Here is a 24320-nt window from a genome sequence, read left to right on the forward strand (position 1 = left end):
GCCTATCACTCATTCAGGTGAAAATGCGGGGGCGGGGATGGGCGAGACACCGTTCTATGAGAAAGAGGTCACAGAGCTGACCGAGGCAGAGGCGCAAGTGGAACTTGCGTCTCTTTCGCATGTTCTGGCTGGTGCGAACGAGGCTTATCATGGCCAAGACAGGCCAGAGATTTCGGACGCCGATTATGACAGGCTGAAACGGCGCAACATCGACATCGAGGCGCTGTTTCCGTCCCTGAAACGCGACGACAGCCCGACCGAACAGGTTGGCGCGACCCCGGCCGAAGGCTTTTCCAAGGTCCGGCACAGTGTCCGGATGCTGTCGCTGTCCAATGCGTTTGAGGACGGGGATATTGCCGATTTTGACCTTTCGATTCGCCGATACCTTGGGCTGGGCGAGGGGTCCGCGCTCACCTTCTCTGCAGAACCCAAGATTGACGGCCTGTCGCTGGCGCTGCGCTATGAAAAGGGCCAATTGGTCCAGGCAGCCATGCGCGGCGACGGGTCCGTGGGTGAAAATGTCACCGCAAATGCCCGCACGATCGATGACATTCCCCAGACCCTGCGCGGCGCGCCGGACCTTCTTGAGGTGCGAGGCGAGGTCTACATGAGCCATGCGGATTTCGAGGCGTTGAACGCGCGCCAGACGGAGCGGGGCGGCAAGAGTTTTGCCAACCCGCGCAACGCTGCGGCCGGATCGTTGCGCCAGCTTGATCCAGAGATCACGCGCAGCAGGCCGTTGAAGTTCTTCGCCTATTCCTGGGGTGAACTGTCGGAGCCTTTGGCGGAAACCCAGATCGGCGCGATTGAGCGGTTGGCGCAACTTGGCTTTCAAACCAATCCGTTGACGCGGCTTTGCGACGGGCCGGATGATATGCTGGCCCACTATGCGCGGATCGAGGAACAGCGCGCGACATTGGGCTATGACATCGACGGGGTGGTTTACAAGGTCGACGACCTCGGCCTGCAAGGGCGGCTTGGGTTCCGCTCGACCACGCCGCGTTGGGCCATTGCACATAAATTCCCGGCAGAACTGGCCTGGACACGGCTGGAGGCGATCGACATCCAGGTCGGGCGCACCGGCGCGCTCAGCCCGGTGGCACGTCTGACGCCAGTCACGGTCGGCGGTGTCGTCGTGTCGAACGCGACGCTGCACAATGAGGACTACATTGCCGGTCGCGACAGTCAGGGCCAGACGATCCGTGAGGGCAAGGACATCCGCGTTGGCGATTGGGTCCAAGTCTACCGCGCCGGGGATGTGATTCCCAAAGTGGCCGATGTCGATCTGTCGAAACGTCCTGAAACCGCGCAGCCCTTCGCGTTCCCGACGGTCTGCCCGGAGTGTGGGTCCGACGCGATCCGCGAAGAGGGCGATGCCATTCGCCGCTGCACCGGCGGTCTGATCTGCCCGGCGCAGGCGGTTGAAAAGCTGAAACATTTCGTCTCCCGCGGGGCTTTTGACATCGAGGGGCTGGGCGCGAAACAGGTCGAGATGTTTCATGGAGATGACAGCCTTGCGATCCGTGAACCGGCGGATATCTTCACGCTGGAGGAGCGAGATGGCCAAACCTTGGCCAAGCTGAAAAACCGCGATGGATGGGGCGACAAATCAGCCACCAACCTGTTTGCCGCCATTCAGACGCGGCGGCGTATCGCCTTGGAACGCATGATCTTTGCTCTGGGCATCCGCCACGTCGGAGAGGCGGCGGCGCGCGATCTTGCTTTGCATTTTGGCAGTTGGGAGGCGCTGACAAACACCGTCGATGCCGCGCGTGCCGCAATTCTTGCGCACCGCGCAGCCGATGAGGCTGAACGGACAGAACGCGCGACAGCCGCAGAAGACAGCCGCCGCGCCAGGATCAAGGAAACCCGCGACGCCGTCATCGCCGCCCGCGACGTGCCGCAAACCGCGCTGGACAGCTGGGCCGAACTGACCGGCATCGACGGGATCGGGTCTGTCCTTGTGCAATCCCTGTCGGACGCACTGGCAAACCCACAGGAGCGCGCCTCGATAGACCGGCTGGTGGCGCATCTGGACATCCAGCCGCCGGACCACCCCGCAAGCGAAGGCTCCCCCGTCGCGGGCAAGACCGTCGTCTTTACCGGCTCGTTGGAACGGATGACACGGGCCGAGGCCAAGGCGCGGGCGGAAGCCCTGGGGGCAAAGGTGTCGGGATCGGTCTCGAAAAAGACCGACATCGTGGTTGCCGGACCGGGGGCAGGCAGCAAGGAACAAAAGGCGCGCGATCTTGGCCTGACTGTCCTCGATGAGGATGCCTGGCTGGAGCTGATCGGCGCATGAGCGGTCGGCCTGAGACGCTTTGGCCGCTGTTTGCCGATCTGACCGGGTTGGACGGGATCGGCCCCAAGACTGCGCAAGCGCTGGACGCGGCGGGAATCGAAACGCCACGCGACCTGCTGTTGACGCTGCCCTATTCGGGCATCGACCGGGCGCTGCGCGACAGTGTGCTGGACGTCGACCTGCCGGGGGTCGCCACTATCGAGGTGACGGTTGGCCATCACCGCCCGGCGGCGCGCAAAGGTGGTGCATATCGGGTCGAGGTGGATGATGCGCGCACCCGGTTTCAGGTGGTCTTTTTCCGCGGTCACGGCGACTATATCCAGCGCATGTTGCCAACCGGGCAGCGGCGCATCCTGTCTGGTCGGGTCGAATTGTTCGACGGGGTGCCGCAGATGGTCCACCCCGACCACATGCTGCGCCCGGATGAGGCGGACGACCTGCCTGGGTATGAGCCGGTCTATCCGCTGACCGGCAATGTCACGCAAAAGACCATGACCCGCGCCATGGAGGACGCGCTGACCCGCGTGCCGGATCTGCCCGAATGGATCGACCCGGCGCAGAAGGCCGCCGAGGACTGGCCGGATTGGGCAGAGGCCTTGCGCCGTGCCCATGCCCCCGCAGGGGCACGCGATCTGGCCGCAACGGCGCCGTCGCGGACCCGGTTGGCCTATGATGAGTTGATGGCGCATCAACTGACACTTGCGCTGGCCCGCGCGCAGCGGCGTCGGGCCAGCGGGATCGTCAGCCGGGGCAATGGACGGCTGTGCAACCGCGTGCTGGCGGCGTTGCCTTATGCGCCGACCGGCGCACAGACCCGCGCCATTGCCGAGATCGCCGGGGACATGGCCTTGCCGCAGCGAATGAACCGTCTGTTGCAGGGAGATGTGGGGTCCGGAAAGACGCTGGTGGCGCTCATGGCGCTGCTGACGGCGGTCGAGGCGGGCGGGCAGGGCGTCATGATGGCCCCGACGGAAATTCTGGCCCGGCAACATCTGGACGGGCTGCGGCCGCTTGCGGAAAGCGCAGGCGTGGTGCTGGAATTGCTGACCGGGCGCGACAAGGGGGCAGAGCGGTCGGCCAAGCTGCGCGCCCTTGCGCGGGGCGACATCCAGATCCTTGTCGGCACCCACGCGGTGTTTCAGGCCGATGTCCAGTTTGCCGATCTGCGGCTGGCGGTGGTTGATGAACAGCACCGGTTCGGCGTGCGTCAGCGGATGGAACTGGGCCGCAAGGGGGCGGCAGCGGATGTGCTGGTGATGACCGCCACGCCGATCCCGCGCAGTCTCGCGTTGGCGCAATACGGCGATATGGATGTCTCTGTGCTGGACGAAAAGCCGCCGGGGCGCAAACCGGTCAAGACCGCGCTGTTGTCAAATGAGCGGATGGAAGACGTTGTCAATCACCTGCGCCAAGCCGTCACCGAAGGGCGGCAGGCCTATTGGGTCTGTCCGTTGGTCGAAGAAAGCGAAAACTCTGACCTGATCGCCGCCGAGGCGCGGTTTCAGCATTTGCGCGCCGCGCTTGGCGATGGCGTTGTGGGGCTGGTCCACGGGCAGATGCCGCCTGCGGACAAGGACGCCGCCATGGCGCGGTTTGTCGCTGGCGAAACCTCTGTTCTGGTGGCCACAACGGTGATCGAGGTGGGCGTGAACGTGCCCAATGCCTCGATCATGGTGATCGAACGGGCCGAACATTTTGGCCTGGCGCAGTTGCACCAGCTCCGCGGCCGTGTCGGGCGTGGCGAGGCGGCCTCGACCTGTTTGTTGATGTATCAGCCGCCGTTGTCCGACGGCGGGCAGCGTCGCCTGACAACCCTGCGGGAAACCGAAGACGGGTTCCGCATCTCCGAAGTGGATCTGGAAATGCGCGGGGCCGGGGATGTGATCGGGTTGGCGCAATCGGGTCTGCCCCGGTTCCGGGTGGCCGACCTGGAACGTCAAGCCGGATTGATGGCGGTGGCGCAGTCAGATGCCCGACGCCTGCTGGCCGAAGATCCCGAACTTCACAGTGCGCGCGGGCAGGCGGCGCGTTTGTTGCTCTGGCTGATGCGACAGGACGAGGCGATCCGCCTGATCGGTGTGGGTTGAGCGCGAAGCGCCTAAAACCCGGTAGTTTCAGCCTGTTAGATCCGGTTCGGAACCGCGGCAGTCAACGAGCGTTCTTCAGGAGATCCGTTTTGTTCTCAAATGTTCTCATTAAGTTCTTTACACGACGTTAATGATATGAGAACAAAGGGTCAACAAACGGAACATTGGAGAGACGCCATGATCGACACCGTCAAGACCGCCTTGCACCGCCAGAACGCGACGCTCTGGCAGGATACCGTTGGTGTCATCTCTCTGGTGGTGATCTTTGTCGGCGCGTTGCACCTACCCTCCGTTTTCTGAGTTTCTGCCTGCGTGTCTGTAGCCCGGATTAGTCGCATGTCACCTGTCCCGATGTGCAACCTGTCCCCCAATCGGTTTTCCTGCCTGTAACCGATCACGATCCGGGGCCCTGCAGATCGACACGCTCCTTGCCGCCGCCTCCCTGTCCCGGAGTGCGGCGGTTTTTTTTTGGCGGTCCGGTGTTTCAGAACCGATAGGCCAATCGCAATCCGCCCCAATGCCGTCCGCGCAGGGTGATCGGGGCGGACAGATCCTTCATCATCACAAATTCGCCGCCGCCCATGTCGCGCCGGTAAACCTGCAGCAGGAACGGCCTGGTATTGCGCCCGGCCTTCAACCCCACGCGATCGTCAAAGATCCGGCGATTGCGGCAATGCGCGGCGTTCCAGACTGGGTCCGCCCCTTGTGGCTGCGAAAACTTGTGGTTGTGCGTCGGCAGATAGCCGTTTGTATCGACCGCGGCACAAAAGACGATCCGTGTGTCGCGGTCCAGCAACGGTTCCTGAATGGGCGGCAGGATCTGGTCCATGACGGCGGTGAAAGGGGCCAGCACCTGCTGAGGATTGGTGCCATTGATCGGGCGATATGTGTGCGCGAACAGATCGGCCTCTGTGAGGCGGCCATGATCCAGCGCATGGGCCATCGCCTGTGCCACCTGACCCGCCAGATCCTGCACCAGGGTGATCATCGGCCCATCCGCCCCATCGCCGCCCAGGGCGACGGCGTGCTGCAGGATTCTCTCGGACGTGTCGACCAGGGTAATGCAACGGCGCGTCGCCTCATCCACGTCGGCGGCGACCTTGGACACGGAAACCGAAACCCGGTCCACTGCGCCACGCGTGCTGTCGACGGCAGATTTGGCCTGTGCGGCCTCATCCGACAGGGCCAGCGCGCCACCCCGCATCGCCCCGATCCCCTGTTCGATTTCCGAAAGCGCGCGATCCGTGTCGCCTGCGTTTTCCAGAACCGCATCCGCCTGCAATGCGGTTGTCTGTGCTTCTCGGTGCAGGCGCGACATCCAGTCGGCCAGGCGCGCGACGGTCGTGTCGATCTTTTTGGCGGCATCGGCGGTCTTCTGGCTGAGATCCTGAACCGACTCCGCGACGATGGCAAACCCCTTGCCCGCCTGTCCGGCGCGCGCGGCCTCTATCTTGGCGTTGACCGCAAGGATATGGACCTGCCAGGCAATGTCAGAGATCAGCGTGTTGGACGTCTGGACTGCGTTCAGCATATCCTCGACCTCGGTGCTGCCAGCGTGGACCGCGCGCACCCATTCGGCCAGAACCTGCGATTTTTGTCCAGTTTCGCCAATCGTCCGGACCGAGGATTGCACCCGTGCCAGTGTCACCTCTGCCGTATCGGACATTTTCTGCACGGCGTCGTGCATCCGGGCGCTGACCTCGGACAGGTCAGCGGTCTGGCCACCTACCTGTGTCAATTCTGTCAAATGCTGGCTGCATCTCTGATCAAGATCTGTCAGGAAACCGCCGATATCCACCGTTTCCCGGCCCAGGCTGGTCGCGGCCTCTGTCAGGCGCGCCAGTTCCCGGTCGCGGTCCGGAGCGGACATATCTGTCGAGTGATGCATGGCCTGCCTCTGCTTTTTTCCCTGACTAGCGCAGGAAAACCAACAGAGGATTAAGCCGAATGGATTTGCCGCGCTTCTTGTACCGCCTCACAGGCCGCATCCAGCGCCAGCATGATAGAGGCATGGCGGTTCTTGAATGAGGTCGCCGGGCGCAGCACCTCAAGCCCATCAAAAGGCGCGGGCGGAGTTGGCCCGTCTTCCTTGAGCATGGCACGCAGCGCATCCCGGGCAGCGGTGAGTTCCTCGGGCGTGCGCCCGATGATGGCACCACCCACAACCGACGCCGCCGCCTGTCCCAGCGCGCAGGCCTTTACCTCTTGGCCATAGTCCGACACTTTGCCATCGCGCATCGAGATATCGACCGTCACGGTGGACCCGCACAGCGGCGAGCGTTTCTTGACGCTGACCTGCGGCGACTCCAGCCGCGTGTTGTGCGGGATATCGGCGGCCAGTTCGAGTATGCGGCCAGAATAAAGCTTGATCAGGTCCGTTTCGCCACTCATGGCTTTCTCCTGCTGCGGGTTCCCCATACATAGGCAGCGGTGCCGCTGATGCAAAAGGTTTTTCCCATGGCTTTCGACCCCTCGACACTAAAGTATGACGTTCGCGGCCTGATCCCCTGCATCGCGCAGGACGTGGATGGCGGCGAGGTGCTGATGATGGCCTGGATGAACGCCGAGGCGGTAGCCAAGACGCTGGACACCGGCCGCGTGACCTATTGGTCGCGCTCACGTCAGGCGTTCTGGATCAAGGGCGAAACCTCGGGGCATGTGCAGGAACTGGTCGATTTCCGGGTGGATTGCGACCGGGATTGCCTGTTGGCGCTGGTGCGGCAGATCGGTCCCGCCTGTCACACCAACCGGCGTTCATGTTTCTACACGGCGGTGCGAGACGGCGGTGAAGTCGAGCTTATGAAGCCGATGGACGATAATTAAACCAGTGCGTTACAGGCCAATTTTCTTTCGGATATCAAGCGGTGTCAGGCCCTCTGCCCGGTAAGTGGCCAAGGCGCGGGCGTCGTCCCGCTTGGCAAGACGTCGGCCTTGTTCATCCCGGATCAGGCGATGGTGCAGGTACACCGGCGTTTGGATTCCCAGGACCGCTTGTAACAGGACGTGAATGTGGGTCGCGTCGTACAAGTCCTTTCCCCGGATAACATGGGTGATTTCCTGCGCCGAGTCGTCCAGAACGACGGACAGGTGGTATGATCCCAGAAAATCCTTTCTGGACAATACAATATCTCCGACACTTGATGTCAGATTATCGGCGCGGACCGGAACCAGATGACCGGGTAACACGCCCGCCGGCCCGATCTCGGCAAAACCGCTCAGCGGCTGCGGCAGCGCGTTCAAGGCGACCGCCATATCAAGGCGCAAGGCCATGCCCTCGGGGGGGAAATCTCTGTCGCGCGGATAGCGGTGACGGCATGTGCCGGGATAGATCAAACCGTCTGGCCCGAACGCTGGTTCAGCGCCTTCCTGTGGGGCCGAGACGGCAGCGGCGATATCGCGCCTCGAACAGGAGCACGCATAGAGCAACCCGCGGGACCAGAGGTCGTTCAGGGCTGCGCGATAGGTGTCCTGCCGGTCGGATTGGCGCATGGGCGTAGCGTCCCAAGCCAAGCCAAGCCATGCGAGGTCGTCGTAAATCTGGCGTTCCCATTCCGGGCGGGATCGCGTGTGGTCAATGTCCTCGATCCGCAACAGGAAACGGCCATTGGCAGCACGCGCCATGTCATGCGCGAGCAGCGCGGAATAGGCGTGGCCAAGGTGTAGCGGCCCCGTGGGGGATGGCGCAAATCTTGTGGTGAATGTCACGCTTTTTCAATAACGTACACGGTGGACTTCATGTTCTTTCCGGGCAGGTGGTCGCCATGTTCACGGAACAGTTGCCGTATGAGACCCTCGGCAATGCGGCTGTTGACCAGCGCCTCAAAGGACGGGTCTTCAAGCGTGTGGTCGTTGAAGGAAAACACGCATTGTGCCCCCGGCGCCAGCGCCTCAAAGATACGGTCCAGCGCCGCCAGTGGCGCCGCTCCGGCACCGATCACCCCGATTGCCGCAATGGCGGCGTAGCCCGCAGGGACGGGATCATCGGGACGGATTGGCGTCAGGGTGCGATAGATGGCCTTGTCGCGCGCCTGTTGCAGCATTCCGGGCGACAGATCCACGCCGTCTAGTGTCGTAAACCCCGCAAGCCGCAGGGCAATTCCGGACAGGCCCGTACCACAGCCAAAGTCGAGCACCGGCGCCTCTGCTTGCCCCAAGGTGGCATGCAGTGCCTCGGCGCAGCGTCTTGGCGTGGCATAACCTTCGCCCTCAACGGATTGTTCATAGGTCGCGGCCCATGCGTCATACAGATCGCGGGTCTCGTCCTCGGTGCGGGCCTTGTAGACCTTATCGAAATAGGGATCGCTCATGACACCAGCGTTCTACTCTGCGGCCTTTCCGTCAACCCCTTGTTGCGCCAGCCAGTCGGTCCACACCTCTTTGGCGCGGTCGGTATACCCCTTGTAGCGTTCGCGACGGCCTTTACGCCCCCCGCGCAACCCTTCGAGCGGACGGAACAGGCCAAAGTTGACGTTCATCGGCTGAAAGGTCTTGGCCTCGGCCCCGCCGGTGATGTGGAGGATCAGCGCGCCATGGGCGCTGTCCTGCGGAACCGAAGGCATTGGAACGCCAAGGATATCCGACGCAGCCATTCGCCCGGCCAGCAGACCCATGGCTGAGGACTCCACATATCCCTCGACCCCCGTAACCTGTCCGGCAAAGCGGATATTGGGCTTGGACTTCAGGCGCATCTGATCGTCCAACAGCGTCGGACTGTTCAGAAAAGTGTTGCGGTGGATGCCGCCAAGACGGGCAAAACTGGCCTCCTGAAGGCCGGGAATCATCCTGAAAACATCAGCTTGCGCACCATATTTCATCTTGGTCTGAAAGCCGACGATATTGTAGAGCGTCCCTAGCGCGTTGTCGCGGCGCAACTGCACCACGGCATAGGCCTTGACCTCGGGCTGGTGCGGATTGGTCAGCCCGATGGGTTTCATCGGACCAAACCGCAGCGTTTCACGTCCGCGTTCGGCCATGACCTCGATCGGCAGGCAGCCGTCAAAGTATCCCGCCGTTTCGCCCTCATGAAACTCCGTCTTGTCGGCGGCCAGCAGCGCGTCAATGAATGCCTCGTACTCATCCTTGGTCATCGGACAGTTGAGATAGGCTTTCTGTTCTTCCTCGGTCTCACCCTTGTCATAGCGAGACTGCCGCCAGGCCACGGACATATCGATGCTTTCGGCATAGACGATGGGCGCGATGGCGTCGAAAAAGGCCAGACGGTCGGCACCGGTCTCTTGCTGGATCGCCGCGCCAAGACCGGCTGAGGTCAACGGGCCGGTGGCAAAGATCCATTGGCCTTCACTGGGAAGTTCGGTGATTTCTTCTTGCGAAATCGTGATGTTGGGATGCGCGGTCAGGGCCTCTGTCACGCTTTCGGCAAAGCCTTCGCGGTCCACCGCCAGCGCGCCACCGGCGGGCAGGCGCCGCGCATAGGCGGTGCGCATGATCAAGCCGCCGGCTTGCAACATCTCCCAATGCAGCAACCCCACGGCGTTTTGTTCATGATCGTCCGAGCGAAACGAGTTCGAACAGACCATTTCCCCAAGGTTTCCAGTATGATGCGCAAAGGTCTTCACCTTCGGACGCATCTCGTGCAGGACCACCTGCACGCCCATGTTCGCAGCCTGCCAGGCCGCCTCGGATCCGGCCATGCCGCCGCCGACGATATGCAATCTCTCTGTCATGATCCGCATCTAGGCGAGCCCGCGGGCAAAGCCAAGCCCGCGCTGCGATTTGATCAGGACCGGGGGCGGATCAGTCGCCGGTCTTGGCGGTCCAATCCGGCGCACGCTTTTCCAGAAACGCAGAGATGCCCTCATCAGTGTCGCGCCACAGCATGTTCTCGACCATCACCTCGCTGGCAAAGGTATAGGCCTCGTCCAGCCCCATGGTGATCTGGTCGTAAAAGGCGCTCTTGCCGATCTTGACCGCCGCCGTCAGTTTGCCCGCCAAAACCTGCGCCAACTCCTGCGTCGCAGTCTCCAACTGGTCGTGCGGCACCGCCTTGTTGATCAACCCGACGCGCTCTGCCTCTTCAGTCGACAGGAAGCGGCCCGTGGTCAGCATCTCGAACGCCTTCTTGCGCGGGATATTGCGCGACAGCGCCACCATCGGCGTCGAACAGAAAAGCCCGATGTTCACGCCGTTGACCCCAAAGCGCGTACCCTCCGCCGCAACCGCCAGATCGCACGAGGCGACCATCTGGCAGCCCGCCGCCGTGGCGATGCCATGGACCTGCGCAATCACCGGCTGGGGCAGGCGGGTCAGTCCGGACATGACGCTGGCGCAGCGCCCGAACAGATCGGCAAAATAGGCGCGACCCGCGTCCTCGGCCTGTCGTCCGGCCTGCATCTGTTTCAGGTCGTGGCCGGCGCAAAACGCCTTGCCCGCGCCAGAAATCACAACAACCCGCGTCTCGCGGTCCTCTGACAACGCGTCGATCTGCGCCTGAAGGGCGGCGAGCATTTCATCCGAGAGCGCATTCAGTCGCTCCGGTGCGTTCATATGCAGATAGGCGATGCCGCCCGCGTCGCGACGTTCCAGGATTTCCATCTTGTCCTCCTTGTTCGGGGCAGATTAGCTGCGCGCAACAGAGGAGGAAAGCGCGTGGAACTCAAGATCAGCCGCGAAGAAATGACCGGATTCCTGGATGAGGTGTTCCCCCAGGTTCGGGGGATGTTCGGGATCGACCGGATGGACGAGTCGCTGCTGGTGATGCGATTGTTCAACGATGACAAGCACCTGCGGCCCGGCGGCACGGTGTCCGGCCCGGCGATGTTCTCTCTGGCCGATGTCGCGGCCTATGTGGCAACGATGGGATTTGTCGGCAAACAAGCGCTGGCGGTGACGACCCATTGCTCGATCGATTTCATGCGCAAGCCGGTGTCCGGCGTCGACCTGTTGGCCGAGGCGCGCGTGCTGAAACTGGGCCGCGCCCTGTCGGTGACGGATGTGCTGCTGTTCAGCGAGGGCACGACCCTGCCGGTGGCCCATGCCTCGCTGACCTATTCGATCCCGCCCGCGCGTACATAGGGCACCTTACCTGAAATTCGGCGCGCGCTTCTGGATACGGGCAAAAACCGCCTCCAGCTGGTTGGGTTGGCCGATGACCTCTGACTGCAACACTGCCTCCAGCCGCAGCGCGGCCGCGCGGTCCATGTGCCAAGCCTCATCAACCAGCCGCTTGTCGCGGCGGATGGCATCGGGGTTCTTGGCGGCGATGGTCTGCGCCATCGCCCGCGCCTCGGCCAGCGGGTCGGCGCACAAGCGGGTCACAAGACCCAGTGCCGCCGCCTCCACCGCCTCGACAATACGCCCGGTAAAGATCAGCTCCTTGGCCTGATCGGCGCGCATGAGTCGGAGCAGGGTGGTGGTGATCCCCATGTCGGGGATCAATCCCCAGGTGATCTCCATCACCGACAGGCGCGTGTCGGACGCGGCCAGCCGGATGTCAGCCCCCAGAGCGATCTGCAATCCGGCCCCATAGTTGACGCCGGTCAGGGCGGCGATCACCGGCACTTCCAGCTCCTGCCAGACGGTGCAGGGCTTCTGGAACATGTTGGCGCTCTCACCCTCGGAAAGCTCGAGGATCTTGCCGATCAGGGCCTTGGGGTCGGGGTTGGCGGTAAACAGCGATGTGTCGATGCCAGAACAGAAGTTCGGGCCTTCGCCGCGCAGGATCACCGCGCGCAACCCCTCGGCCCGTTTCAGATCTTCGCCTGCGCGCGCCAACCCCTCAAAGACCGACAGATCAACGGCGTTGTGTTTCTCGGGACGGTTGAGGACGACCTCGGCGACGGGACCGTCGCGGGTGACAATGACGGAATTGGACATGAATGGGCTCCCTCAGGCTCTGGCAAGGAGCATAGGGTTGACACCGCCTGCCCGCATAGCCGTGACGTTGCGTGGTTTGCGCAGTTGTATTTTGGGTATTTTGGCAAAGAAGAAGCGCAAGGCTTCGGCTTCTTCTGGCCGGAAATATCCCGGGGGGGGGCGACCGAAGGGAGACGGGGGCAGAGCCCCCATCTGTCATGGCATCAGTTTCAGCACGTAGCCGGGCAGGGCAAAGGCCGCCTTGTGCACTTCGGGCGTATAATAATCGGGCAGGATCCCGGCCTTGGCGAAACGCTCTTGCAACACTTCCAGCGGCACCGCCCGCGCATCGCCATCGGTGCCCCAGCCAAAGGCCATCGGCCCGCCCGCATAGCTGGGCACGGTGGCCATATAACAGGTGGCGTCGTCGAAAAGCGCCTGAAAAGCGCGCATGGTGTTGGTCAGCTCGTCGCCCTGCAGGAACGGCACGCCGTTCTGGGTGACAAGGATGCCGCCCGGCGTCAGCGCGCGTTTGGCGTGACCATAAAAGGTGTCGGTAAACAGCACTTCACCCGGACCAACCGGGTCAGTGCTGTCGACGATGATGACGTCATAGCCGCCTTGGGTGGTTTTCATGAACGCGGCACCATCGGCGATCACCAGATCCAGACGCGGGTCGTCAAAGGCGCCTTGCGACAGCATCGGCAGGTATTCCTTTGAGAAGTCCACCACTCCGGCGTCGATCTCGACCATGGTCACATGGTCGACCGATGCGTGTTTCAGCACTTCGCGCGCCATGCCGCCGTCGCCGCCGCCGACGATGCAGACGCGTTTCGCCGCGCCGTGGGCGAGGATCGGCACATGGGTCAGCATTTCGTGATAGATGAAATTGTCGCCCTCGGTGGTCTGGATCACGTCGTCCAGCGTCAGGACACGGCCGAAGGTGCCATTCTCGAACACGCGCAGGCGCTGGTGGTCGGTCTCACTGTCGTACAGCAGTTTGTCGACGGTCAGGCTTTGCGCGTAGTGGTCATGCAGTTGTTCGCGCATCCAGTTGGGCATGTCGGTCATCTTCGGTCTCCTGCGGGTCCCGGGCGCGGGGTGCGGGCGCTCTGGGATCTCAAAACTGTTGGGCATGAAAAAGGGCGGCAAAGGCCGCCCTTTGACCTGTACGGGGTCACGCAATCGGGTGCGGGATCAGGCGGCGACGCCGGCCTCGGACACCACGCCCTCGCCACGCAGCAATTCCTTGACGCGCACATCGGCGGTGCCGAAGGCGCGGGCCAGAACGTCGACGGCCTTCCACGGTTGCGCGTCGCCGCACATGAAGACGTCAAAGGCACCGTAGCCGATTTCCGGCCATGTGTGGACCGAGATGTGGCTTTCGGCCAGCACGGCCACGCCGCTCACGCCCTGGGGGCTGAACTTGTGCGTGTGGATGTGCAGCAGGGTTGCACCGCAGGTGTCTACGCAGTCGCGAAAAGCCTGCTGGATGCGGGCCTCATCGTCCAGTCCATGCCCGTCGACCACCTCGATGATCAGGTGGGTTCCGGCAAAGACGTTGCCGTCGCGACGGATAAAATGATCCTCTCTGTCCGCATCGAACACGTCGCGCGGGAAAGCGGAATCGTTTGCGGGGGTCAGACCCCGGTCGGTGTCTTCCTCATGGGCGCCTGTCTCCAGACCGTACCCCAGTTGGAAGAGGGTGATGTCTTTCATGACATTCCTCCTTCAATCCAGTAGTGCGTTCCAGTCGGTCCCTTAGCGCCCCCCGAAGACACAAATGCCCAGCATATGGCTGGGCGTCCGGGTTGGGATCGGTTCCGAAAGTGAGGCTCACCTAAGACCGCCCCGTGAGTCGATCAACCCCCTTTTTCTGCATGTGCAAAGAAAGTTTTGTGACGGTCCACGCTGTCACGGCGCCGCACCCGCCCCCCAGAGCAAGCCAAAGGCAATGACCGCAAGGCTGACCGCCGCCGCATAGTACGTCAGCTTGCGCGGGCAAAAGGGCCGTTCGCCGAAGGTGCGCCCATCCAGACCGGACACAACCACCTTCATCGGTTGGTCCTTCCAACGATAGTGCAGGATCCAGACCGGCAACAGGATGCGGCGATAACGGATACCGGTGGTGTCGGTGTTGAAGATGATGTCCGACACGCCGCTTTTGCCGATGTTGGCCTTGATGCGGTTGCGGATCAGCAGGCGCTTGTCGGCCTCGTTGGCCCCCAGTCCCTGCGCCACACTTTGATGATGCCGCTCGGCGGCGAACCCGGCCAGATACCCGGCGCGGTAGGGCCGCAGTCGGCGCGGGTCGAACTGGTGCAGGATGCCATCCCGGATCAACGGCGTGACATGGGGACTGGCGGGCATCAGCAGGTCGTCAAAGCCGATCTTCATCTGGCCACTGGTGCGCCGCTTGGTTCGGTTCTTGCCGCTGCCGGTGGTGTAGCTGGCCCAGTAGTCGACGGCTTCTTGGCTGTCGAATGTCCAGAACGGCGCGTAAAGACCGGCAACACGGCCTTTTTCCACCGTTTCGGACAGGCCGCTGGGGGCCGCGATCCGGCCCCTGACCCAGTCCAGCGCATGAGTCTGGGCCGCTTGCTCGGCCACCCGGAACGGGATCAACGCCGTGGTGCGATAGCCGTGATCGGTTGTCGACAGCACCACGGCGCCGTCGCAATAGGGACAGCGGTCTGACAGCGATGCCCCGGTAAAGACCACTTCGCCACCGCAGGTTTCGCAGCTGTGGGCGCGCATGTCGGGCAGATCCGGCGGCAGGGTTTCCGGCGTGTCGGCGCGGTAGTCGGTCTCGGCGCTGGCGGCACTGTCCCACGGGCTTTCCAGTCCCTGGGTGGTGCCGCAACTGGTACATGTCAGCATTTGCACGTTCGGGTCGTACACGCATTGGCCACCACAGGACGGGCAGCTCAGCTCGGACTGGTCCGTCTGTGGCGTGCTCATGAATCCGCCTCCGCGAGGGCGCTGGCGATATGCAGCAGGATTTCCAGCCGCAGCCAGGACCGCGCCACCGCGCCGCCCAGGTCACCCGAAACCCCCCAATCCCCGATGATGGTGGCAACAAACCATGTCGCCATTGCCCAGAAACCGATCATCGACCAGCCCGCCACGGTGCGCAGGAACCCAGCCGAGCCGCGCTTCAGCTCATGCCGGGCCTCATGAACCTGCACCAGCTTGCGCATCACGCCCGCGCCAAAGGCGGTGGCGCTCACAAACAGCACAAGACCGGCAAGAAGGGGGCCGAGGGGAAACATGTCAGGGACCTTGGATCGCGTGTATCCGGTTCATGCCTGTGGTATGTCGGGGGCGCAAGTAGGGCGGGACCCTCTGTAAACCGGTGTGTCGAGGGTCATTTTGTGGGGTATTTAGATACCTTTATTTTAACACGTTGATTTTAGACATAAAAATCAAGTGTTGTGCGCTTGACTGGAAAAATCGCCTGCGTATAACAGCGCAATCGGATTTCGGGCCGGGGCGGATGCCTTGGCCCTTCTCAATCGAACGGACAAGAATCGTCATGAAAACCTACTCTGCGACTCCGGCAGACATCGACAAGAAATGGATCGTGATCGACGCCGAAGGCATCGTTCTGGGTCGTCTCGCATCGATCGTCGCCATGCGCCTGCGCGGCAAGCACAAGCCGTCTTTCACGCCTCACATGGACATGGGTGACAATGTCATCATCGTGAACGCGGACAAGATCCAGCTGACCGGCAAGAAGCGCGAAGAAAACTTCTACTGGCACACCGGACACCCCGGCGGGATCAAATCGCGCACCAAGGCACAGATCCTTGAGGGGGCCCACCCTGAGCGCGTGGTCTATCAGGCCGTCAAGCGCATGCTGCCGGGCAACCGCCTGTCGCGCCAGGTGCTGACCAACCTGCGCATCTACGCCAGCGCCGAGCATCCGCACGATGCCCAGAACCCCGAAGTTCTGGACGTGAAATCAAAGAACTCCAAGAACACCCGGGTATCGAAATAATGGCTGATCAGATCAACTCTCTCGAAGAGCTGGGCGCCGCAGCAGGCGTCGATGCCGCGGTTGTCCTCGAAGAGGCCCCGCGTGAGCCGGTTCGTGACGAACTGGGCCGGTCCTATGCCACTGGCAAGCGGAAGGACGCGGTTGCCCGCGTCTGGATCAAGCCGGGCTCCGGCAAGGTTGTGGTGAACGGCAAGGAAATGGACAAGTATTTTGCGCGTCCGGTTCTGCAGCTGATCCTGCGCCAGCCGATGCAGGTGGCCGGTGTCGAAGGTGAATTCGACGTCATGGCAACCGTCAAGGGTGGTGGCCTGACCGGTCAGGCCGGTGCGGTCAAGCATGGTATTTCCAAGGCCCTGCAGCTGTACAACCCCAGCCTGCGCGGGGCGCTGAAAGCGGCAGGCTTCCTGACCCGCGACAGCCGTGTTGTGGAACGCAAGAAGTTCGGTAAGCGCAAGGCGCGTCGGTCTTTCCAGTTCTCGAAGCGCTAAACCGTTTCGTTTCGGACAATCCAATTGCAGGGGCCCTTTGGGGCCCCTTCTTTTTTGTTTTGTGGGGGGCGCTGCCCCCGCTTGCCTGCGGCAAGCCCCCCGGGATATTTGAAGACAGAAGAAACTGGGGGCGTGATGGATACCGTCGGGATTGAGGATGCGGGGCGGTTGGCGCGTGTGGTGTCGGGGGACGTGGACTCGGGCCGGCTGACGCTGTTTTCCACCATGAAGAATGAAATGGGGTTCTTGCCGGCCTGGTTGGCGCATCACCGCGCGATCGGGTTTGAGCAGTTCCTGATTTGGGACGATTCTTCGGACGATGGATCGTTCGAATATCTTTCGGCGCAGGCGGATGTGGTGGTCATGCACTCTGATTTGAGTTTCGGCGCGCTGCTGCGGTATCGCGATCCTGACGGGGTCGAGCGGGAGGAGCGGGCCGGAACCTATTTCAAGATCGCGCTGCCGCATCTGTTTTTTGACGGCGTGTTTGTCGGCTATGTGGATGCGGATGAGTTCCTGATCCTGCCGCCGGGGGTGGTGTCGATTGGTGAGGTGGTGGCACGGCTGGCGGATGAGGGTGCGCCCTCTGCCGTGGCCTCGGTCGTGGAGTTTTTTCCGGCCTCGGCATCGGGATTGGAGGGGGCCTTGCCGCAGGGTTTTGCGGATTTGATGGCGGCCTATCCCTATTTCCAGTGTGAGAGACTGGTGGATTTGCAGGTTGGCGCGCAGCCAGCCCTGATGGGAAAGTCAAAAACTGCACGCCTTTTCAATGCGTTTGACGTCAAACCTAAAGTCATTCGGCGCGGCTGGCAGCGGGTCTGGATGTCCTCGAAGGACAAAAAGGCGCAAGAGTTTCAGAAATCGCCGCGGCACAAGACGCCCTTGGTGCGCCGCGATGCGCAAAGTCGGTTAACGGGATCGCACTATGGCAATCTGCCGCCGTCCTCCGAGGTCTTGCTGACTGTGGCGCATTTTGTCTTTACCGCGCAGTTTGCGGACAAAATCGCGCGGGCGACGGAATGGGGGGCCCATGCCAATGCCGCCGCGAAGTACCGCTATTACGCCGAGTTGCTTGACAAGATGCGTGGCGTGGAACACGGGTTTCTGGATGAAAATTCCGTGGCTTATGAGGGCGCGCAGCAGTTGATCGACTGCGGGCTCATGCGCTGGTAGGCGCAGGTCTCAGGTCGTGCGAGGGAGCGCGAAACGCGCCGAGGGCCAGGTCTCGGCAATTTGGGGCAGGCGACGGGCCACGGCTCTATAGACGGGCGCGTAATGGCGCGCGATGTCCGCCTCTAGGGTTTCGGAGACGCCAGCGCCCTTGGCGCGGCTGTTGACCGACCGCATGCCCGCCTGCGGATCTATCGGTACGCCGGCAAAGCGGGCCAGGTCGGCGATGCCATTGGCGGTGAACAGGGTCTCGAACGTGGTCACAAAGCAGTCTTCGGGGGCAAAGACCGCTTCGATGGCATCTAGAGTCAGATCGTAGCGTGACCGCGCCTCGGCCTCTGGGGTGGCGAAGAAATCGGTCAGCGGAGCGTCGTTTTCGGCGCTTTGCGGGTGGCGCCCCTTTTCCATTTCCATGCGCAGGTGAGAACGCAGGCGGTCCACCGGATCCCTCATCGAGAACAAGACCTTGACGGTGATGTTCCGCGCCGCGAACCCGTCGCGGATTTGGCCCAGGATCTGGGAGGGCAAAGCCGAATAGGACGGGGTGATGTCGCCGGTGCGGGTCACGCCGGGTTGTTTCAGAAGGTCTGCAAAATACTCGAAATAGGCGTCCTCGGAGTGTTGCAGCCGCCAACGGAGGTGGGCGGCGGGTTCGGGCGCGCCGAGCGCCACCTTGGTCCGGGCGCGCAGTTTGCCCAGCAAGGAGGGTTCGGCGGCGCGGTAACGCGCAAAGACGCCGCCAAGCCGGTGTTCCCAGGTCTGATATTCGCCCAGCCGCCCGAAATCGGACCCCGGTTGGCGCGCCAGATAGGCCTGTATCCAGGACGATCCGCATTTCTGTCCGCCCAGGCCCAGAAAGAAGGTCTTGGTCATTGTCGCTCCATCGTCTTTGTCAGATGGGTTCTAGCCCATCGGGACGCGCCGGTCGCGGCTCATTTGTCCGCAGGCAGCAGGCCCAGTCCGCGCAGGTAGACGCCGATCCCGGTTTCCAGCAGATCCTCTGGCGGGAAGGGCGCCTGGCTGCCCGGAGAGTTGCGGGCGAACAGTTCGACCACGCCATGCGACAAGGCCCAGATATGGGCGGAAAACATCGCGGGCGGGGGCCGTTTCTCCGGCGGGATATGCTGTGAGAGCCGTTCGGCGGCCTTTTCCAGCACACCGCGCGCCCGCGCGGACACGGCGGCCAATTCAGAGGAATGGTTCACCGAGATACCGGATTCGAACATCGCGATGTAATGGCCCGGATACTTGCGCGCAAAGGCCAGATAGGCGCGGCCGGTTGCCTCGAACGCGGCCAGATCGGACGGCTGGCCCTTTTCATAGGCGTATTCCATGACATCGGCGAAGATCTCATAGCCTTGCAGCGCGGCCTCGGCGATCAGATCCTCACGGCCGGAAAAATGCCGGTAGACGGCGGCGGGGGTCACGCCCGCCTGTTTGGCCGCCTCCGACAGGGTAAAGCCGGTCGGGCCTTTTTCCTCGATCAGCTTCAGCGCGGCCTCGACCAGGGCTTGGCGCAGATTGCCGTGATGATAACCGCGTTTCTTGATCATCTGCGCACGCGGGCGGCCCTCAGGCTGCCCAGATCTCCGGTCCGCCCAGGATTTTGGCGTCCACGGTGCCAATGGCCTTGGGATCTTTGCGGGCATAGTCGAGATGGGTCAGCATGTGTCGGATGGCGGCAAGGCGCGCGCGTTTCTTGTCGTCGGACCGGATCACCGTCCAGGGCGCAACAGCGGTGTGGCTGCGGGCCAGCGTCTCTTGAATGGCGATGGAATAGGAATCCCACAGGGCCAGGCCCTCGACATCGATGTGGCTAAGCTTCCACTGTTTCAGCGGATCGCTTTCGCGTTTGAGAAACCGCCGCAACTGTTCCGCGCGGCCGACGTTCAGCCAGAACTTGAACAGGTGAATACCCTCGTTCACCAACATCTTTTCAAAGTCAGGCACCTGGTTGAAGAAATGTTCGCGGTGCGCATTGTCGCAAAACCCAAAAACATGTTCGACGACGCCGCGATTGTACCACGAGCGGTCAAAGAACACGATTTCACCGGCGGCGGGCAGGTGGTCGACATAGCGTTGAAAATACCATTGCGTCGCTTCGCGGTCATTCGGTTTGCCCAGTGCCACCACCCGCGCGCCGCGCGGGTTGAGGTTCATCCGGAATCGTTTGATCGTGCCGCCTTTGCCGGCGGCATCGCGGCCTTCGAACACCAGTGCGACCCGTTCGCCGGATTCCTTGGCCCAGGCCTGCATCTTGACCAGCTCAATTTGCAGACGCTCCATTTCCTTTTCGTAGGTCTTTCTCTTCATGCCTTCGGAATAGGGATAGCCGGTGTCGATAATGTCGTCCTTGTCAGCGCGAGTGATCGCCTCACGCACCGCTTTGGGCGCGTCGTTCTGATAGAAATTGGAAATCGCGCCGTCGAAAGGGAGCGTCATGCGGGCCTCCGTCCGTCTAAGTGACCGGCATTATGGAATGTTAAGCGGATTAACGCAAACGCTTCGGGATCGGTCGTTCAGCGCAACCCGGCGCGGGTGGCGGCGCGGTGAATGGCCTCTATCACCGCGCCGGGGCGGGCGTGCTGTGGCATGTGGCCGACGTCCTCCAGCGCGGTCAGGCGGGCATCTGGCAGCAGTTGTGCGGCAGCCACGGCGTGAATGTCGTAGCCCACGGTCGTGTCGGCCGTGCCGTGCAACAATTCGACCGGCAGGCTCAGGGTCGCATAGCGCGCGGACATCTCTGTCAGGGCAGGGCGCAGGTGATGGACCTGCCGCCCGTTGGCGCGGATCACATGCCGTTGCAGGCTGAGACCGGGGCCGACGTGGGTCAGATAGCCGTCGGGCATGGATTGCGGGGCAAAGATGCCCTCGACCGCGTCGCGGGTGCGCATCGGATCGACAAGGGCGGTGACGAACGGTGCGGCCAGCGCGCCACCCACCGCATTGCCCAGCAGCCGATACTGGAAATCCAGCTTGCCGGGCCAGGGCATGATTGCGCCGCCCAGCGTGACGATGGCTGCCGCGTCCTGGTCCAGTCCCCAGGCCATCGCCACCGCGCCGCCAAAGGAATGACCGACGACAATCGGGGTGCGGACGTCCAGTTGCGCCGCCGCCGAAGCCAGCAAGGCGGCCTGATCCTGCGGCGTTTCCGCATCGGTGTTGAACGCGCCGCGATGCTCTGCGCGCCGCCCGCTATGGCCCAGTCCGGGCCAGTCAAACACCGTCACGCGGTAGTTCTGCGCCAGCTTGTCCACCAGGTCGAATGTGAAATCGCGCAGGTTGCCGCTGGCCCCGTGCAACAGCACCACATCCGGGCCGCTGCCGGTCTGGATATAGTGGATGGGCGCGCCGTCCACCGTCACAAAGGCCCCCACGGCGGGCCAGCGGTCCAGCGCCGCAGCCTCGCGCGTGCCTGCGCGCCAATGCACCAGAGCGCCGCCGCCCAGCAGCGACGCGATAAGAAGCGTTCCGATCATGCGCAGCACCGTGTTTGCCCCGTCCGTCTGCCCTTCAGCGGGCCGTCCCGATGGAGGATAGCTCAAAAGGGGTCGACTGGTAGATCTCGTTGATCCAATTGCCGTAAAGCAGGTGCGCGTGGCTGCGCCAGCGGTTCTGCGGCGGCAGGGCCGGGTTGTCGTCCGGATAGTAGTTGGCCGGCACGTTGATCTTTGTGCCGCTCTCTATGTCGCGGTCATATTCTTCCTTGAGCGTGCCGCTGTCGTATTCCAGGTGGTTGAAGATATAGAGCGCGCGGTGGCACGGGTCCTGGATCAGGCAGGGGCCGGTGTCGGTGGAATCGATCAGGATCGGCAGACCGGCGGCAATCACCTCATCGCGGTGGATTTCGGTCCAGCGTGACACCGGGATCACCATGTCATCGGAGAAACCGCGCAGATAGGGTGAGGCAGGCGCAAGGTTCTGGTGCCGCACCGCGCCAAAGGCCTTGGCCTTTAGCAGGTGTTTCCGGACGCCGTGGAAATGGTTGATCATCGCCATCCCGCCCCAGCAGACGCCAAAGGTGGAATGCACATGGGTCTGTGTCCAGTCAAAGACCTGGGTCAGTTCATCCCAATAGGTGACGTCCTCGAACGGCAGATGCTCGATGGGCGCGCCGGTGATGATCAGCCCGTCAAATTTCTCACCGCTCTCGACCACGTCCGAAAACGGGCGGTAAAAGTTTTCCATGTGTTCGGCGGCGGTGTTCTTGGCCTGATGCTCGCTCATCCGGATCAGTGACAGTTCGATCTGTAGCGGCGTCGCCCCGATCAACCGGCAGAACTGGTTTTCTGTCTGGATCTTCTTGGGCATCAGGTTCAGCAACGCGATGCGCAGCGGGCGGATATCCTGACGGGCGGCGTGCTCTTCGGCCATGACCATGACACCCTCACGCGTGAGCACGTCAAAGGCGGGCAGATCGGAGGGCAGCTTGATGGGCATGTCAGGGGTCCTGTTGCGAAGAGGCATTCAGATAGGGGATCGGTGGCGCGGGGGCAAGGTGCGCCGGGGCATCATGCGGTTCAGCCCGGCAACGCGCCCGCGATCAGGTCGGTGAAATCCGCCTCGCTTTGCACGCGGGCCATGTCCTCTGCCTCGACCGTGACACCCCATTTCTGCGCCATGCCTTCGTACAGCGGCTGGCGGTGGGCCAAGGCGCGGGCATAGGTCCAGCGGATAAAGGCGTCCGGGTTGACCTTGTCCTCGGTCAATCCGGTCTCGGCCAGGTATTCAGCCCATCCGGCGGCCAGAAAGTCCGGGCGATAGGCCATCGGTTTCGGCGCCTTGTCAAACCGGCGGATCAGTTCGTCGGTGTGCGCCTCGGTGCCGCGCACCCAGACCATCAGCGCCTGCTGGCTGAGCGCGGTCAGGATCTCGTCCTGCGGGTCGTCGGGGTCGACCCATTCACAGATGCTGCCGCCGGTGTCGCAGATGAAATGCGGATAGCCGTACAGGTCTTCGGCCCGCGAGACAAAGTATTCGGTATCCAGCAGCGCCTGCCGTTCCGCGCGCTCGAACTGGGCCTGACGACGGCGATATTCGTCCATCGGCAGACCGCCCTTGTCCGGGTCGCCCGGTTTGCCCAGGTAGGTCGAGACCGGAGTCAGGTTGTGGAACGAGATGTTGGACCCAATGTAGATCGAATCCGTCATCAGCAGATCGCGCAGGAACGGCACCTGCATCGCGTGCCGCTTGGCATTGTCGACGATGTATTCGCCCATGTAGCGGGTGCCGATGCGGTAATCGATCGAATAGTGAAACCAGCCGCCCGCACCGCGCAGCAGGTTGGACACATGGGTCTTGCCCAGGCCCGACATGGCAAACAGGACCACGCGCTTTTGCGGCGCATCGCGCCAGGCGCGGGCATTGGGATACAGCATCGCAGGTCTTTCGCTGACAGAGGTTTCAGCACGGAGTAATCGCCGCGACGGGTGCCGTCAAACCCTGACCTTGCGCGTGTACAGCCGACCGTCCAGCACGCTGAGGCCCAGTGCCAGCAGCGCCAGTCCCGCATAGGCTCCGGCGTGCAGGTCTTCGCCCCGCACCGCCGCGCCCAGAAAGATCGCTGTGGGCGGGATCAGCAGCGTGACCAGCAACAGGTTGCCGGATCCCGCCATCGCCAGCACGCGGTAATACAGCAGATAGGCCAGCGCCGTGGCGACCAGCGCATAGTAGAGAATGCCCGCCCATGTGGCCGGGGCAAGCGCCAGCGACGGCACGCCCTCGGCCATCAGCGTCAGCGGCAGCATGATCGCGGTGGAACAGGTCAGCATCCCGGCGGCCGCCGCCAATGGGGCCAGACCACCCAGCCGGACCCGCGCCCAGGCGCCCGCACAGGCATATGAGAATGTGCCCGCGATAACAGCCAGTTGCGCGGTAGAGGTCAGGTCCAGAGTGAGCAGGGCGGACGGACCAATTGCCGTCACAACCCCGGCAAAGCCCAGCCCCACACCCAGCGCCTTGCGCGCGCTCAGGCGCTCATCCGCAAAGACCATCGCCGCCACCACAACCCCGAAGATCGCCGTTGTTGCATTCAGGATAGAGGTCAGGCCCGTGGGGATATGCAACTGCCCCCAGGCCATCAGCGAAAACGGGATGGCGTTGTTCAGCAGTCCCATCCCGAACAACCCGATCCAGACCCGCCGCCCCTTGGGCAAGGGAATGCCGCGCAGCAGGATCACCGGCCAGAGGACGGCGGCGGCAATGCCGGTGCGGAACAGGACAGAGGTCAGCGGGCCGATCTCATCCAGAGCGGTGCGGATCGCCAGAAACGACCCGCCCCAGATCAGGCTGAGCAGGATCAGCTCGATCCAGGCGCGGGGGGAAAGGGATGTCTGTGTCATGAAAAACGGGTAGCCGGTGCGGGCATGTCTGGCGATCCGGATAATGCTGTTTCAATGCGCCGACAGAGAAACGCCCGGAACCTTGCGGTCCCGGGCGCGGCCCTGTCGAGATGCCCAAAG

Annotated in this window: 25 protein-coding genes and 1 pseudogene; 8 read left to right on the forward strand and 18 right to left on the reverse strand. The window is 62.8% G+C overall.

Annotated elements, in window-relative coordinates:
* Positions 1-37 precede the first annotated feature (37 nt).
* The 3 genes from ligA (at position 38) to CHB90_RS27325 (ending at position 4689) form a co-directional block, all read left to right on the forward strand.
* On the forward strand, positions 38-2302 hold the full coding sequence (gene ligA, locus CHB90_RS11975) for an NAD-dependent DNA ligase LigA (protein WP_089278107.1): 2265 nt from the start codon (positions 38-40) through the stop codon (positions 2300-2302).
* Positions 2299-4389: an ATP-dependent DNA helicase RecG gene (gene recG, locus CHB90_RS11980; protein WP_089278108.1), complete on the forward strand. Its 2091-nt coding sequence runs from the start codon at positions 2299-2301 to the stop codon at positions 4387-4389. Before ligA ends, recG begins: the two co-directional genes overlap by 4 nt.
* A 177-nt stretch (positions 4390-4566) precedes the next feature.
* Entirely contained in the window at positions 4567-4689 is a 123-nt protein-coding gene (locus CHB90_RS27325; RefSeq protein ID WP_281256103.1) for a hypothetical protein, read from the forward strand.
* 184 nt (positions 4690-4873) lie between these two features.
* Here CHB90_RS27325 and CHB90_RS11985 read toward each other — a convergent pair whose 3' ends face one another.
* On the reverse strand, positions 4874-6277 hold the full coding sequence (locus CHB90_RS11985) for a methyl-accepting chemotaxis protein (protein ID WP_089278109.1): 1404 nt from the start codon (positions 6275-6277) through the stop codon (positions 4874-4876).
* Between the two features lie 50 nt (positions 6278-6327).
* Positions 6328-6780: an iron-sulfur cluster assembly scaffold protein gene (locus CHB90_RS11990; protein ID WP_089278110.1), complete on the reverse strand. Its 453-nt coding sequence runs from the start codon at positions 6778-6780 to the stop codon at positions 6328-6330.
* A 48-nt stretch (positions 6781-6828) separates the two neighbouring features.
* Between CHB90_RS11990 and hisI the strand changes: the two genes are divergently transcribed.
* On the forward strand, positions 6829-7212 hold the full coding sequence (gene hisI, locus CHB90_RS11995; protein WP_089278146.1) for a phosphoribosyl-AMP cyclohydrolase: 384 nt from the start codon (positions 6829-6831) through the stop codon (positions 7210-7212).
* 9 nt (positions 7213-7221) lie between these two features.
* On the opposite strand, the gene gluQRS is transcribed toward hisI, so the two are convergent.
* The 4 genes and pseudogenes from gluQRS to CHB90_RS12015 all read right to left on the reverse strand — a co-directional run.
* Complete coding sequence (gluQRS, locus tag CHB90_RS12000) at positions 7222-8094, reverse strand: tRNA glutamyl-Q(34) synthetase GluQRS (RefSeq protein WP_089278111.1); 873 nt, start codon at positions 8092-8094, stop codon at positions 7222-7224.
* On the reverse strand, positions 8091-8696 hold the full coding sequence (locus tag CHB90_RS12005; protein ID WP_089278112.1) for a class I SAM-dependent DNA methyltransferase: 606 nt from the start codon (positions 8694-8696) through the stop codon (positions 8091-8093). The genes gluQRS and CHB90_RS12005 overlap by 4 nt, the downstream gene beginning before the upstream one ends.
* Before the next feature lie 12 nt (positions 8697-8708).
* Complete coding sequence (trmFO, locus tag CHB90_RS12010) at positions 8709-10073, reverse strand: methylenetetrahydrofolate--tRNA-(uracil(54)-C(5))-methyltransferase (FADH(2)-oxidizing) TrmFO (RefSeq protein WP_089278147.1); 1365 nt, start codon at positions 10071-10073, stop codon at positions 8709-8711.
* 70 nt (positions 10074-10143) lie between these two features.
* Positions 10144-10950, reverse strand: a pseudogene (locus CHB90_RS12015) (enoyl-CoA hydratase); the annotation flags it as partial.
* A gap of 72 nt (positions 10951-11022) precedes the next feature.
* Here CHB90_RS12015 and CHB90_RS12020 point away from each other — a divergent pair.
* Positions 11023-11421, forward strand: coding sequence for a PaaI family thioesterase (locus CHB90_RS12020; RefSeq protein WP_089278148.1), 399 nt, complete (start codon positions 11023-11025; stop codon positions 11419-11421).
* Between the two features lie 6 nt (positions 11422-11427).
* Here the strand turns inward: CHB90_RS12020 and CHB90_RS12025 are convergent, their stop codons facing one another.
* The 5 genes from CHB90_RS12025 to CHB90_RS12045 form a co-directional block, all read right to left on the reverse strand.
* Entirely contained in the window at positions 11428-12222 is a 795-nt protein-coding gene (locus CHB90_RS12025) for a crotonase/enoyl-CoA hydratase family protein (RefSeq protein ID WP_089278114.1), read from the reverse strand.
* Between the two features lie 195 nt (positions 12223-12417).
* The gene (speE, locus tag CHB90_RS12030; RefSeq protein ID WP_170941051.1) at positions 12418-13272 is read right to left on the reverse strand and encodes a polyamine aminopropyltransferase; all 855 of its coding nucleotides are present in this window, start codon (positions 13270-13272) and stop codon (positions 12418-12420) included.
* Positions 13273-13398: 126 nt separating this feature from the next.
* Positions 13399-13920, reverse strand: a complete 522-nt coding sequence (gene speD / locus CHB90_RS12035) for an adenosylmethionine decarboxylase (protein ID WP_089278115.1) — start codon at positions 13918-13920, stop codon at positions 13399-13401.
* 195 nt (positions 13921-14115) lie between these two features.
* Positions 14116-15162 (reverse strand): hypothetical protein, encoded by a 1047-nt coding sequence (locus CHB90_RS12040; protein ID WP_141135860.1) that lies wholly within the window; start codon positions 15160-15162, stop codon positions 14116-14118.
* Positions 15159-15473 carry a hypothetical protein gene (locus CHB90_RS12045; RefSeq protein WP_089278117.1) on the reverse strand — a complete coding sequence of 105 codons (315 nt, stop codon included), beginning with the start codon at positions 15471-15473 and terminating at the stop codon, positions 15159-15161. Before CHB90_RS12045 ends, CHB90_RS12040 begins: the two co-directional genes overlap by 4 nt.
* Positions 15474-15736: 263 nt before the next feature.
* On the opposite strand from CHB90_RS12045, the gene rplM reads away from it, so the two are divergent.
* From rplM to CHB90_RS12060, 3 genes are all read left to right on the forward strand, one after another.
* Positions 15737-16201 carry a 50S ribosomal protein L13 gene (rplM, locus tag CHB90_RS12050; protein ID WP_089278118.1) on the forward strand — a complete coding sequence of 155 codons (465 nt, stop codon included), beginning with the start codon at positions 15737-15739 and terminating at the stop codon, positions 16199-16201.
* Positions 16201-16689, forward strand: coding sequence for a 30S ribosomal protein S9 (gene rpsI, locus CHB90_RS12055; RefSeq protein WP_089278119.1), 489 nt, complete (start codon positions 16201-16203; stop codon positions 16687-16689). The genes rplM and rpsI overlap by 1 nt, the downstream gene beginning before the upstream one ends.
* Positions 16690-16824: 135 nt before the next feature.
* Positions 16825-17862 (forward strand): glycosyltransferase family 2 protein, encoded by a 1038-nt coding sequence (locus CHB90_RS12060; protein ID WP_089278120.1) that lies wholly within the window; start codon positions 16825-16827, stop codon positions 17860-17862.
* Between the two features lie 9 nt (positions 17863-17871).
* On the opposite strand, the gene CHB90_RS12065 is transcribed toward CHB90_RS12060, so the two are convergent.
* The 7 genes from CHB90_RS12065 to CHB90_RS12095 form a co-directional block, all read right to left on the reverse strand.
* On the reverse strand, positions 17872-18732 hold the full coding sequence (locus CHB90_RS12065) for a hypothetical protein (RefSeq protein ID WP_089278121.1): 861 nt from the start codon (positions 18730-18732) through the stop codon (positions 17872-17874).
* A 59-nt stretch (positions 18733-18791) separates the two neighbouring features.
* Positions 18792-19412: a TetR/AcrR family transcriptional regulator gene (locus CHB90_RS12070; RefSeq protein ID WP_089278122.1), complete on the reverse strand. Its 621-nt coding sequence runs from the start codon at positions 19410-19412 to the stop codon at positions 18792-18794.
* Positions 19413-19431: 19 nt separating this feature from the next.
* On the reverse strand, positions 19432-20301 hold the full coding sequence (gene ppk2 / locus CHB90_RS12075) for a polyphosphate kinase 2 (protein WP_089278123.1): 870 nt from the start codon (positions 20299-20301) through the stop codon (positions 19432-19434).
* Positions 20302-20378: 77 nt separating this feature from the next.
* Positions 20379-21338 carry an alpha/beta fold hydrolase gene (locus tag CHB90_RS12080; RefSeq protein ID WP_089278150.1) on the reverse strand — a complete coding sequence of 320 codons (960 nt, stop codon included), beginning with the start codon at positions 21336-21338 and terminating at the stop codon, positions 20379-20381.
* A gap of 34 nt (positions 21339-21372) precedes the next feature.
* Positions 21373-22299 (reverse strand): homoserine O-succinyltransferase, encoded by a 927-nt coding sequence (locus CHB90_RS12085; protein WP_089278124.1) that lies wholly within the window; start codon positions 22297-22299, stop codon positions 21373-21375.
* A gap of 80 nt (positions 22300-22379) precedes the next feature.
* Positions 22380-23237, reverse strand: a complete 858-nt coding sequence (locus tag CHB90_RS12090; RefSeq protein WP_089278125.1) for an ATPase — start codon at positions 23235-23237, stop codon at positions 22380-22382.
* A gap of 57 nt (positions 23238-23294) precedes the next feature.
* Positions 23295-24200, reverse strand: coding sequence for a DMT family transporter (locus CHB90_RS12095; RefSeq protein ID WP_089278126.1), 906 nt, complete (start codon positions 24198-24200; stop codon positions 23295-23297).
* Positions 24201-24320: the final 120 nt, after the last annotated feature.

Origin of the sequence: Antarctobacter heliothermus, from assembly GCF_900188425.1 — a bacterium.
Taxonomy (GTDB): domain Bacteria; phylum Pseudomonadota; class Alphaproteobacteria; order Rhodobacterales; family Rhodobacteraceae; genus Antarctobacter; species Antarctobacter heliothermus.